Genomic DNA, 12,324 nt, shown 5'->3' on the forward strand with positions numbered 1-12,324 from the left:
CCGTCTGGTGGTGGACATGCGCAAGGGCCCGCCCCTGGTGTGGGGCGGGCCCTTGCGTGAATGGTGGTCCGGCGGTGTCCTACTCTCCCACACCGTTCCCAGTGCAGTACCATCGGCGCTGTCAGGCTTAGCTTCCGGGTTCGGAATGTGACCGGGCGTTTCCCTGACGCTATGACCGCCGTAACATGTTTGACCATGTCACCAACATCAACCATGTGGGGTTGGGTTGGTTGTGGGTCAGGAACCGTGCAGTGGACGCGAGCAAAAATAGGGCTGTTGATGCTTGGGGTTGTGTTAAGTTGTCGGCTTATTAGTACCGGTCAGCTACGCACATTGCTGTGCTTCCACGTCCGGGCTATCAACCCAGTAGTCTAGCTGGGAGCCTCTCCACCCCTAGGGGGTGATGGAAACCTCATCTCGAAGTGTGCTTCCCGCTTAGATGCTTTCAGCGGTTATCACGTCCGAACGTAGCTAATCAGCGGTGCCCTTGGCAGGACAACTGACACACCAGTGGTTCGTCCATCCCGGTCCTCTCGTACTAGGGACAGCTCTCCTCAAGTTTCCTACGCGCGCAGCGGATAGGGACCGAACTGTCTCACGACGTTCTAAACCCAGCTCGCGTACCGCTTTAATGGGCGAACAGCCCAACCCTTGGGACCGACTCCAGCCCCAGGATGCGACGAGCCGACATCGAGGTGCCAAACCATGCCGTCGATATGAGCTCTTGGGCAGGATCAGCCTGTTATCCCCGGGGTACCTTTTATCCGTTGAGCGACGGCGCTTCCACAAGCCACCGTCGGGTCACTAGTCCCGACTTTCGTCTCTGCTCGACATGTCTGTCTCACAGTCAAGCTCCCTTGTGCACTTACACTCGACACCTGATTGCCAACCAGGCTGAGGGAACCTTTGGGCGCCTCCGTTACTCTTTAGGAGGCAACCGCCCCAGTTAAACTACCCACCAGGCACTGTCCCTGATCCGGATCACGGACCGAGGTTAGATATCCAGAACGACCAGAGTGGTATTTCAACGTTGACTCCACAACCACTGGCGTGGCTGCTTCACAGTCTCCCACCTATCCTACACAAGCCGTACCGAACACCAATACCAAGCTATAGTAAAGGTCCCGGGGTCTTTCCGTCCTGCTGCGCGTAACGAGCATCTTTACTCGTAGTGCAATTTCGCCGAGTTCGCGGTTGAGACAGTGGAGAAGTCGTTACGCCATTCGTGCAGGTCGGAACTTACCCGACAAGGAATTTCGCTACCTTAGGATGGTTATAGTTACCACCGCCGTTTACTGGCGCTTAAGTTCAGAGCTTCACCCAACAAGTTGGGTTGACCCGTCCCCTTAACGTTCCAGCACCGGGCAGGCGTCAGTCCGTATACATCGTCTTGCGACTTCGCACGGACCTGTGTTTTTAGTAAACAGTCGCTTCTCCCTGGTCTCTGCGGCCTTCAGCGCTAACCCGCGAGGGGTTTCACGCGTCCGGCCCCCCTTCTCCCGAAGTTACGGGGGCATTTTGCCGAATTCCTTAACCACGATTCACTCGATCGCCTCGGTATTCTCTACCTCACCACCTGAGTCGGTTTGGGGTACGGGCGGCTCGAACCTCGCTAGGAACTTTTCTTGGCAGCATAGGATCACCCTGCTTCCCGCATACGCGGTCACGATCAAGCCTCGGGCACTGATGGGGCGGATTTACCACTCCCCGGCCCTGCGCTCTTCGACGTGGACAACCATCGCCACGCGGAGGCTACCTTCCTGCGTCCTTCCATCGCTTACCTACTACCAGCTCGGGTCACGCGTTCCACCACCCGACCACCCACCTCGAAAGGTGGACAGTGTAGGGGCGGCTTCAGGCGCTTAGCATCCCCGGATTCGGTATGGGTCGGTTCTTCGCCGGTTCCGGAATATCAACCGGATGTCCATCGACTACGCCTGTCGGCCTCGCCTTAGGTCCCGACTTACCCAGGGCAGATTAGCTTGACCCTGGAACCCTTGGTGATTCGGCGGAAGAGTTTCTCACTCTTCATTCGCTACTCATGCCTGCATTCTCACTCGTGCCGGATCCACACCTCGATCACTCGGATGCTTCACTCCCGGCACGACGCTCCCCTACCCATCAGCACGCCTGAACACCACCCACAACAGGTGGTGCTGAGCGAAAGTGCTGATGCCACAGCTTCGGTGGTGTGCTTGAGCCCCGCTACATTGTCGGCGCGGAATCACTTGACCAGTGAGCTATTACGCACTCTTTCAAGGGTGGCTGCTTCTAAGCCAACCTCCTGGTTGTCTTCGCAACTCCACATCCTTTCCCACTTAGCACACGCTTAGGGACCTTAGCTGGTGATCTGGGCTGTTTCCCTCTCGACTACGAAGCTTATCCCCCGCAGTCTCACTGCCATGCTCTCACTTACCGGCATTCGGAGTTTGGCTGACGTCAGTAACCCGGTAAGGCCCATCAGCCATCCAGTAGCTCTACCTCCGGCAAGAAACACATGACGCTGCACCTAAATGCATTTCGGGGAGAACCAGCTATCACGGAGTTTGATTGGCCTTTCACCCCTACCCACAGCTCATCCCCTCAGTTTTCAACCTAAGTGGGTTCGGGCCTCCACGCGGTCTTACCCGCGCTTCACCCTGGCCATGGGTAGATCACTCCGCTTCGGGTCTAGACCCAGCGACTATGGCCGCCCTGTTCGGACTCGCTTTCGCTACGGCTTCCCCACACGGGTTAACCTCGCCACTGAGCACTAACTCGCAGGCTCATTCTTCAAAAGGCACGCCGTCACCACACACGAAATGCAGCTCCGACGGATTGTAAGCGCACGGTTTCAGGAACTATTTCACTCCCCTCCCGGGGTACTTTTCACCTTTCCCTCACGGTACTTGTCCGCTATCGGTCACGAGGGAATATTTAGGCTTAGCAGGTGGTCCTGCCAGATTCGTACGGGATTTCTCGGGCCCCGTACTACTCGGGAGGCGGCACACACAGTCACGGGTGTTTCGGCTACCGGGGTCTCACCGTCTACGCCAGGCCTTTCCAGACCCTTCACCTACACCACGCGATTTCTTACTGTGCACCAGGCTGGTAGACCCGGTACGCGCCACTCCCACAACCCCGCAGCTGCAACCCCTACCAGGTATCACACAACTACGGTTTAGCCTCATCCGCTTTCGCTCGCCACTACTCACGGAATCACATGTTGTTTTCTCTTCCTGTGGGTACTGAGATGTTTCACTTCCCCACGTTCCCTCCACACACCCTATATATTCAGGTGCGGGTGACCAGCGATGAAGCTGGCCGGGTTTCCCCATTCGGACACCCTCGGATCACAGTCTGGTTATCGACTCCCCGAGGCTTATCGCAGATTCCTACGTCCTTCTTCGGTTCCTCGTGCCAAGGCATCCACCGTGCGCTCTTAAAAACTTAACAAAAAGCAACAAAGATACAGATGCTCGCGTCCACTGTACAGTTCTCAACCAACAACCAGCCACCACCAACCAGGCCCGCCACCACACACCCCCACCAGCAAGGTGGAAGCGGGTATGACACCCAGCACGTGGCCCCAGCCGAGCAACCCGGCACGACCCACCCCCAGCCCCACGCCCGAAAGCGCACGACCAGGAGAAGACGGCCCGATCCCTCAGGACCCAACAGCGTGTTTGCACCCCACCCGGCGACACCACCCACAGCTTTCCCCGACCAACCCAGGCCAACCAGCCCCCACACAAAGGAGGACCAGACCCAGACCAGCCCGTACTCACCGACAGGCGACACCACCCCAAGCGGGGCGACAGTTCCTTGATGTTCCACCCAGAAGCAACCCCGGACACCACACTCGGGTGCACCACGGGGCCACACACACCCCCACCTCTCGGCCAGGGGCGCTTGTTGATGCTCCTTAGAAAGGAGGTGATCCAGCCGCACCTTCCGGTACGGCTACCTTGTTACGACTTAGTCCCAATCACCAGTCCCACCTTCGACAGCTCCCTCCACAAGGGTTGGGCCACCGGCTTCGGGTGTTACCGACTTTCGTGACTTGACGGGCGGTGTGTACAAGGCCCGGGAACGTATTCACCGCAGCGTTGCTGATCTGCGATTACTAGCGACTCCGACTTCATGGGGTCGAGTTGCAGACCCCAATCCGAACTGAGACCGGCTTTCTGGGATTCGCTCCCCCTCACGGGATCGCAGCCCTTTGTACCGGCCATTGTAGCATGCGTGAAGCCCAAGACGTAAGGGGCATGATGATTTGACGTCATCCCCACCTTCCTCCGAGTTGACCCCGGCAGTCTCCCATGAGTCCCCAACCACCCAAAAGGTGTTGCTGGCAACATGGAACGAGGGTTGCGCTCGTTGCGGGACTTAACCCAACATCTCACGACACGAGCTGACGACAACCATGCACCACCTGTACACCAGCCACAAAGGGAAACCACATCTCTGCAGTCGTCCGGTGTATGTCAAGCCTTGGTAAGGTTCTTCGCGTTGCATCGAATTAATCCGCATGCTCCGCCGCTTGTGCGGGCCCCCGTCAATTCCTTTGAGTTTTAGCCTTGCGGCCGTACTCCCCAGGCGGGGCGCTTAATGCGTTAGCTGCGGCACGGACCCCGTGGAATGGGACCCACACCTAGCGCCCAACGTTTACGGCGTGGACTACCAGGGTATCTAATCCTGTTCGCTCCCCACGCTTTCGCTTCTCAGCGTCAGTAGTGGCCCAGAGACCTGCCTTCGCCATCGGTGTTCCTCCTGATATCTGCGCATTCCACCGCTACACCAGGAATTCCAGTCTCCCCTACCACACTCTAGCCTGCCCGTACCCACTGCAGACCCGGGGTTAAGCCCCGGGCTTTCACAGCAGACGCGACAAGCCGCCTACAAGCTCTTTACGCCCAATAATTCCGGACAACGCTCGCACCCTACGTATTACCGCGGCTGCTGGCACGTAGTTAGCCGGTGCTTCTTCTGCCCCTACCGTCACCCCAAAGGGCTTCGTCAAGGCTGAAAGAGGTTTACAACCCGAAGGCCGTCATCCCTCACGCGGCGTCGCTGCATCAGGCTTGCGCCCATTGTGCAATATTCCCCACTGCTGCCTCCCGTAGGAGTCTGGGCCGTGTCTCAGTCCCAGTGTGGCCGGTCACCCTCTCAGGCCGGCTACCCGTCGTCGCCTTGGTAGGCCATTACCCCACCAACAAGCTGATAGGCCGCGAGTCCATCTACCACCGAACTAAATCTTTCCACACCACCCCATGCAGGGCAATGTCATATCCAGTATTAGACGCCGTTTCCAGCGCTTATCCCAGAGTGGAAGGCAGGTTACTCACGTGTTACTCACCCGTTCGCCACTAATCCACGGTGCAAGCACCGCTTCATCGTTCGACTTGCATGTGTTAAGCACGCCGCCAGCGTTCGTCCTGAGCCAGGATCAAACTCTCCGATAAAAAAACAAAACCATTACCGAACAGATAACGATCCCAACAAAAACCACAACCAGCACCCGGGGGCGGGCACCAGCCATGGCAAACAAAACATGGCATCAAAAAACAAACACGCTGTTGAGTTCTCAAGAATCGGACACACACCATCATCCGTGCGCTTTCGCGCCGTGATGTCCGGGGCTTTCTTCTAGGTTACGCACCCGCGCTTCCGGGAGTCAAATCCCGTCCGAGCCCTGCTCGGACGCTGTCGATGCGTGGTGCCGTACCCGGGACCGGCCACCTCTCGGTGTCCGTGCCTCCCTGTCGGTGCGGCGAGATGAAACTTTAGGCGACGCCGGCCGCGGACCACAAATCGGCTGGTCAGGAGGCCTTTCGGACCGCGGCGAGGCTCTTGCGGCCCCGCTTGAGCAGAGCCACCTGGCCGTGGAGGAAGTCCTCCGGGGTCAGGAGACGGTCGACGTCGTCCACCCGCGCGTTGTTAAGGCTCACGCCACCGTCGCCGACCAGACGCCGGGCCGCTCCCCTGCTGTCGGCCAGGCCGGTGCGCACCAGTGCGTCGAGCAGGCTGTCACCCGCCTCCGCCGACCCACCGGGCAGCTCGGCCGTGGCGTCCCGGAGCGTGCCGGCCTCGAGCGTCGCCGGGTCGGCCCGTCCGAAGAGGACCTGGCTGGCCGCCTCGACCTGCGCGGTGGCCGCCGCACCGTGGACGAGGGTCGTGACGTCGGACGCCAGGGCCCGCTGGGCCTCGCGCAGGTGGGGCCGCTCGCGGGCCGACTCCTCCAGGGCGCTGATCTGCTCGGCGTCGCGGTCGGTGAAGACGCGCAGCAGCTTGCCGGTCTCCCCGTCCGCCACGTTGATCCAGTACTGGTAGAAGGCGTAGGGAGAGGTCATGTCGGCCGAGAGCCACACCGCGTTGCCCTCGGACTTGCCGTACTTCATGCCGTTCTCGTCGGTGATGAGGGGCGTCGTGAGCACCTGGACCGAGGCCCCTTCGACCCGGTGGATGAGGTCGACCCCCGCGGTGAGGTTGCCCCACTGGTCCTGGCCGCCGGTCTGGAGCGTGCAGCCGTACTCGCGGAACAGGTGCAGGTAGTCCAGCCCCTGGAGCAGCTGGTAGCTGAACTCGGTGTAGGAGATCCCCTCCTGGCTCTGCAGCCGGGCGGCGATGGCCTCCTTGCGGATCATCTGGTTCACCCGGAAGTGCTGGCCAACGTCCCGCAGGAAGTCCAGCGCGCTGAGCGGCGCCGTCCAGTCGAGGTTGTTGACCATGACGACCGGGTTGTCCCCCTCGACCTCGAGGAACGGCCGGACCAGCTCCTGGATCCGCGCGACGTTCGCCGCGGCCTCGTCCTTGGTCTTGAGGACCCGCTCAGCGGTCGCCTTCGGGTCGCCGATCAGGCCGGTCGAGCCCCCCACCAGGCAGATGACGCGGTGACCCGCGCGCTGCAGGTGGCGGAGCACGATGAGCTGGACGAGATTGCCGAAGTGCAGCGACGGCGCGGTCGGGTCGAAGCCGCAGTAGACGGTGATCGGTCCGTCGTCGAAGGCCTGGCGCAGGGCGGCCTCGTCGGTGGTCTGCGCCACCAGGCCCCGCCACCGGAGCTCGTCGAGGATGTGGGTCACCGTGGGGTCCTTCCGGTCGTGGGGTCACGAGGTGCACCTCGTGGTGGGTCCAGCCTACTGGCGGCCCACCCGGTGCCCCGAGGTGCTGCGCGGCTCGCCGCGGCGCGGCGCCGCCGCCCGGTACGCCGACACCGTCACCTCCCCCGCCAGCCAGAACCGCCAGGGGAAGAGCTCGGCCGACCCGCCCTCGCCGCTCACCCCGACCCGCGGTCCCGTGCGGACCGCCCGCTCCTCCGGGCGGCCCGTGCCCGACGGCGCCGTGAGCGAGACCGGGGAGCCCGGAGCGCACAGGTCCAGCCCGTCGTGCTGCCGGTCGAGCCCCAGGGCCCGCCCCAGGTTGCCCGGCCCGCGGGCGAGGTCGCGGTCGGCGACCGGGCTGGCCCGCCCCCGCTCACGCCGGCGCCGGGCCAGCGGCACGCCGTCGACCACCTCCCCGGCCCGGATCAGGACGGCCGACGCCGCGCCCGCCGTGCCGGTGACGATGTTGGCGCAGCAGTGCAGCCCCTTGCGCTGTCGTTGTCTACATAGCGCAGCTCAGGAGCTAGACCCTCGGCGCACCCTCTCCCACTGCATGAGCCTGCCTAGCGGATTGTCCTCATCGACATAGGTGACCACTCGGGCATCGAGGAAGGTGCCACCCCGCGTTCTCATTCGCAGGCTCTCCATGGCGGTGGCGCAGTTCTCCTGCAGCACGCGCATGTCTTCATCTAGGTGGAACAGGTCAATGACCCCGCGGTCGTACAGCAGGAGTCCCTGCAGGGGCAGGAACAGCCGCAGCCCCGAGCTGTCATCGTCAATGTCGGAGTCCCGGCCCTCGATCTGGCGCAGCACCATGCTGCCGTCGCTTACGTTCCACGGTCCGACGTGCCGCGCTTCGTCACTGTGGTAAGCGCGATCTAGCCGTTCGTCGACATGCTCCAGACCGTCACGGACACCACGGATGTCGTACAGCGGGGAATCGCTCAACTCCGGCGCATCAAGGTCGATCAGCACCCGCAGTCGCGCCGCGCGCTCAGTAGCGAGCCGGGTACGGTCTGCCTTGGAACCCCACTCCTCCCGATTGCGCACGTGCGGATCGAGGATGCGATTGATGATGGTGGCCGCGAATAGGGCGCCCTGTAGGTGTCGCACAGCGGCGTCGAACTCGCTCGACTGCAGAGCTGCATCCATGGCGTCTTCGAAGCTGGCGATGAACATGCCCGCCTGAGTCTGCAGCTCATCGAGGAAGGCTAGATCGCGCAGATCCGCCGTCGCCTCGTCGGAGGCTCCCCTGGTGGCTCGGATGACAGAGCCGCGAGGTAGCCGACTGATGCCGCCCAGTCGCGACACCTCGCCCTTACCTCCGGCCTCTTGATCATCGGCCAGCGGGCTCACTCTTGGTACAGCTCCAGGTCTGGGTTCTTCACCACGAACACTGGGTCGCCGTTGTAGTCATCGAACGCGAGCCAGCCGAACTCGGCATCCAGCCCGTGGAATGCAGTCAGCCACGTCCCGGTCTGCCCCTGCATGAGCCCCGTCTGGCAGTTCTGCCCCTCGATGAATCCCGGTTGCTCGACCATGAGCATCTCCCGCCCCTCCACGTCGAATGCGTGAAGGTCCATCGCATAGGGGCCGTGGCACTCCTTCGCCACGGACTCCGAGAGGTTGTTCGTCCAGGTGATGTCTACGTACCAAAGCCGCTCGCCCTCCTCCGGCTCCAGGACGGCGGGCATGTCGGGCAGCCCGTTGGGCATAGGGATGCCGTCGCGGTCCTCGATGGCGTTGACCACAAGGTCCGCCGTGGGGCTTTCGGCTGGCTCTCCGATCTGGTGAACCTCGATAGCCTCGGGCTCGGTCGTCTCCGGCGCTTCACTCGTGGGCTCCTCGGATGTCTCCTCCTCGGTCGACTCGGCCTCACTGGTCGCCGCCTCGCTCGTCGGGGCCTCGGAGATAGTCGGGGCTTGCGTGGCGGGTGCAGATTCCGGCTCGCCCTCTGACCCCCCACACCCGGCCAGCACTAGTCCACCGACAAGAACAATGCCCACTGATCCCCGCAGCCTCATTTCGGGAGAGTAACAACCATTAGCCCCGAGGACTTGCTGGGAGCACACATCAAGTACGACGGGCAACGTTCTTCCACCACCGCTCACCCCGTAGGGCTCGCCGCATGGCCAGCTCCAGCCCCCTTTGAGCTTCCCCGGCCCTCACGGCAGCCGCTGCTCGGGTGTTGAGGTCTGGCGCATGCGCCTCATCCTGAATCGCCAACCGCGCCTCGTGACTCGCCTCATCGGCCTCCCTCACTGCGACCGACCATGCCCGCTCGACCCCGCCAGGCCCGAGCAAGCCCAGCCTGACGGATAGGGCACCGAAGCGACCCCAGTGCTCCTCGCTGAGCCTGCCCGGCTCCGACGCGCCAGGCCCCTGGTACCCGGGCACTTCCCATGCCCGCTCCAGGGGCGAGTCTGGATACTCACTCAAGAACTCCAGCGCGTCGATGTAAACCTCCAGCCGCTTGTCCCTGAGCCATGCGGCATGCCCGGTGCGGCCCTGTAGGCGCTGGCCGAGCCAGACGCCCAATAGTGGGAGTAGAGCGAGCCCGAAGACGCCCAGTGAGGGCAATGCCTCAGTCATCCGCCGCCTCCTTACTCGTCACGCCGTACCCGCCCTCTATGCCCAACTCCCGTGAAGCCGCCTCGACGTATGTGTCTACGGCGGCGTTCGCCTCCGCCATTGACGGTCCACTGTCCTCCCCGCCTCTGTCCTTCCTCGTGCGAGATGCCAGGCACCGGAGCCCTGCCTTGTTGGCCGCGCGGGCAAGATTGGCCGTGCTGGCGGGGCCTGTAAGCCGCACAACAGCGACTGACGCGCTTGCTCGTGAAAGGAGCCTCGTCGCCTCACCAACATCCGAGGTCCAGCCATTGACCAATCCTGAAAGGGCGTCAATACATTCGGCGTGGGCCTGCTTGCGCTCCTCGCGCTGGCGCAGCCGCTCGGCCCGCTGGGCCTCCTCGCGCCGATGCCGGTCCTCGTGCTCGCGTTGCTTACGCGCCTCGGCCGCGCCGTGCGCGAGCGCCTTGTCGGTTGACTTCGACTGCCACCGGGCGCCGACCCAGGCACCTGCCACGGTGCCGATGACAGGTAGTGCGTACCGCAGGAACTCCCAGAACTCAGCCACTGTGATGCCCTCTCGTGTGCCGTCGTGTCCCAGCCTGCCAGCGCCTACTGACATTCCCGGGTGCAGGCGGTGAGGGTGGGGTATGACCCCCTGCAAGGCGATCCCCAATACCGGGGGGTGATAGCTCCTCCCATTCTGCGAGAGAACCAGGGCCAATATGAACTCGCTGCAGCTCCAGTATTCCGCGCCACGACTGGCTCAGCGCCGTGCGCACCCCTGCACGCTTTGTACCACTTGTTGTGTCAGCCATGATGCCGGATGAGCCCCAGGGCACGCGGACGGGTCTCCGCGCCCCTGCCGGTGCAGACTTTCGCGCCGTCCAGCGTGCCGATGCTGGGGGTAGTTCGCTCAAAATCTGGAGGGCTCCCCCAGGGCCAACGTGAACTCGTGCTGGCCCAGGACGCAAGAAAGGCCCCCACCCTGGGGCCTCTCTCGTGGAAGCTCCCGGGGTGGGGGCGTGGTGGTGCTCAGTGGTGCTCAGCCTCGTCGCCGGGGTGCGGCACTAGGCCGTGGGCAACGGCGTAGGCGTGGTGGACCAGGCTCAGGGCGTGGCGAGGTGCGGCCGCAGCTCGTGCGGCATCCCAGGTGCGGTGGCACGGTCGGCACGCCGGGGCGTAGTGCTGGGGGTCTGCTGAGTAGGTGAACCCCACCTCGCGGCCGTGCTCCTCGATGAGCTGGTCTGGGTCAGCGCTGAGGTAGGCCCACTGGTCCGCTCGTCGGCCGCAGCGGAAGCAAAGGAGCTCACTCGCCCGGCCTCGCGCGGCCACGATGCGCTGGTGGGCAGCCGAGTAGGTGGGGCGCTCGATGTGGCGGGGGTCGGGGTGGCGCCCCCGGTCGGCGCAGTCGCTCGTCCGTCCGCCCGTCACGTTGGACAGCTTCAGCTCCTTGACGGTGCCGCAGTCGCACCGGAACCTCGCGCGCCGATGGTCTCCCAGGCGCTCGGTGAGCACCAGGCTCCCGAACCTGTCGCCGGGGTTGTGCTTCAGCTTGCGAGGTGTGGGGTTGCTCTCTCGGTGCGCCCGGGAGCGCGCCGCCTGTCGTGCCGTCCTGACCTTGCCCTGCCAGCGCTTGCAGGTGTCGCATGTCGTGCGAGGAGGTCCGGGGGTGCCAGGTGCTCGGGGCGGGAGCTCGCGGCCGCAGTGCCGACAGGCGGGGGTGCTCGGTGGGGTGGTCATGCGCGGTTCTTTCCTTCCTTGGGTGGTCCGGGGTAGGGGTGGTCCGGGGCCAGAATGGCCCACTCCCGTAGGCCCCTGACCTGCGGCGACGCTCTCGATAGGCAGGCCGTTTCAGGGGTCCTGGGGTGATTACCTTCAGAGGCCAGAAAGGGGCCATCTATCGGGAGCATCGTTGCTGGTCAGAGACATATGCCCAGGTCAGGCCGCACGACGCTCGCGCTCTCGGGTGCGCCGTGCGGCTCGGGTGCACGCCTCGGTGCAGTAGCGAGCCCGGCCGGTAGCTCGGAATCCCTCCCCGCAGTGCGCGCAGGGCTTGCCCTCCGTGCCGCCCTTCAGCAGCTCGGCCAGCTCGGCACGATTGGCCTTGGCATGGTTGGACCGGGCAGGCACCTGGTTGGGTCGCCAGTCGTCGGCGCGGCGGCGCAGGGCCAGGTAGGCGCGCAGGGCCTTGCGGTCGGCCTCGGTGGGCACCTCGGCCAGGGCGGAGCCCAGGTCACGGTGCAGCGCCCAGTCGGTCCAGCCGGTGACCTCGCGCAGCACCCTGCGGCCCTGCTCGGTCCTGACCTTTTCGCAGGGCTTGCAGCCTGCCGTCGGGTGGCTCGTGGTGGTCCCTGCCAGGGCGAGCGGCAGGTGCTCCAGGCGGGCAGCTCGGGCGGCGCAGGGGTTGCACAGCCCCTCGGTGGCGTAGCGGTCTCTGGGCCGGGTCGTCGGCGCTCCCTTGGGGTCGCCCGACGTCCGGGAGGAGGGCGCGCCGTAGACGTCCAGCTAGGAGCTAGGGGCTACAGCCGCACCGGGCCGACGGCCGGGTGCCAGCTCGTGCCCTCGTGCACCAGCGCCACCACCTCGGGCAGCACCCCATCCTCCGTGAGGTAGACGAACGTCCCGTCGTCCTCCTCGGCCACCTGCCAGCCCAGCCGGTAACAGCTCCCTC

General features: G+C 64.0%; 8 protein-coding genes and 3 rRNA genes. 1 reads left to right on the forward strand and 10 read right to left on the reverse strand.

Annotated features, from left to right (window positions below; all coding sequences use genetic code 11):
- Positions 1-66: 66 nt before the first annotated feature.
- The 8 genes from rrf to AVL62_RS14250 form a co-directional block, all read right to left on the reverse strand.
- Positions 67-183, reverse strand: a 5S ribosomal RNA gene (gene rrf / locus AVL62_RS14215).
- 107 nt (positions 184-290) lie between these two features.
- A 23S ribosomal RNA gene (locus AVL62_RS14220) occupies positions 291-3,435 on the reverse strand.
- Positions 3,436-3,908: 473 nt separating this feature from the next.
- A 16S ribosomal RNA gene (locus tag AVL62_RS14225) occupies positions 3,909-5,444 on the reverse strand.
- The 16S, 23S and 5S rRNA genes sit together here, the layout of an rRNA operon.
- A gap of 357 nt (positions 5,445-5,801) precedes the next feature.
- Positions 5,802-7,064: a tyrosine--tRNA ligase gene (tyrS, locus tag AVL62_RS14230; RefSeq protein ID WP_058892327.1), complete on the reverse strand. Its 1,263-nt coding sequence runs from the start codon at positions 7,062-7,064 to the stop codon at positions 5,802-5,804.
- A 54-nt stretch (positions 7,065-7,118) separates the two neighbouring features.
- Entirely contained in the window at positions 7,119-7,565 is a 447-nt protein-coding gene (locus AVL62_RS14235; RefSeq protein WP_083518981.1) for a DNA-3-methyladenine glycosylase, read from the reverse strand.
- 33 nt (positions 7,566-7,598) lie between these two features.
- A complete protein-coding gene (locus AVL62_RS14240; RefSeq protein WP_058892329.1) occupies positions 7,599-8,438 on the reverse strand; it encodes a hypothetical protein in 840 nt (279 codons plus the stop codon).
- Positions 8,435-9,106: a hypothetical protein gene (locus AVL62_RS17570; RefSeq protein ID WP_201023286.1), complete on the reverse strand. Its 672-nt coding sequence runs from the start codon at positions 9,104-9,106 to the stop codon at positions 8,435-8,437. Before AVL62_RS17570 ends, AVL62_RS14240 begins: the two co-directional genes overlap by 4 nt.
- 49 nt (positions 9,107-9,155) lie before the next feature.
- The gene (locus AVL62_RS14250) at positions 9,156-9,674 is read right to left on the reverse strand and encodes a hypothetical protein (RefSeq protein ID WP_058892331.1); all 519 of its coding nucleotides are present in this window, start codon (positions 9,672-9,674) and stop codon (positions 9,156-9,158) included.
- 322 nt (positions 9,675-9,996) lie between these two features.
- On the opposite strand from AVL62_RS14250, the gene AVL62_RS18085 reads away from it, so the two are divergent.
- Positions 9,997-10,128, forward strand: coding sequence for a hypothetical protein (locus AVL62_RS18085; protein WP_268793652.1), 132 nt, complete (start codon positions 9,997-9,999; stop codon positions 10,126-10,128).
- Positions 10,129-11,591: 1,463 nt separating this feature from the next.
- Here AVL62_RS18085 and AVL62_RS14260 read toward each other — a convergent pair.
- Complete coding sequence (locus tag AVL62_RS14260) at positions 11,592-11,933, reverse strand: hypothetical protein (RefSeq protein ID WP_058892333.1); 342 nt, start codon at positions 11,931-11,933, stop codon at positions 11,592-11,594.
- A 239-nt stretch (positions 11,934-12,172) separates the two neighbouring features.
- Positions 12,173-12,295 carry a hypothetical protein gene (locus tag AVL62_RS18090; RefSeq protein WP_268793653.1) on the reverse strand — a complete coding sequence of 41 codons (123 nt, stop codon included), beginning with the start codon at positions 12,293-12,295 and terminating at the stop codon, positions 12,173-12,175.
- Positions 12,296-12,324: the final 29 nt, after the last annotated feature.

It is taken from the genome of Serinicoccus chungangensis (assembly GCF_001483745.1).
Classification (GTDB): domain Bacteria; phylum Actinomycetota; class Actinomycetes; order Actinomycetales; family Dermatophilaceae; genus Ornithinicoccus; species Ornithinicoccus chungangensis_A.

Excerpts from the sequence above, each read along its gene's own strand:
- AVL62_RS14250 (WP_058892331.1), bottom strand. The coding sequence starts at position 9,674 with ATGACTGAGGCATTGCCCTCACTGGGCGTCTTCGGGCTCGCTCTACTC.
- AVL62_RS17570 (WP_201023286.1), bottom strand. The coding sequence starts at position 9,106 with ATGAGGCTGCGGGGATCAGTGGGCATTGTTCTTGTCGGTGGACTAGTG.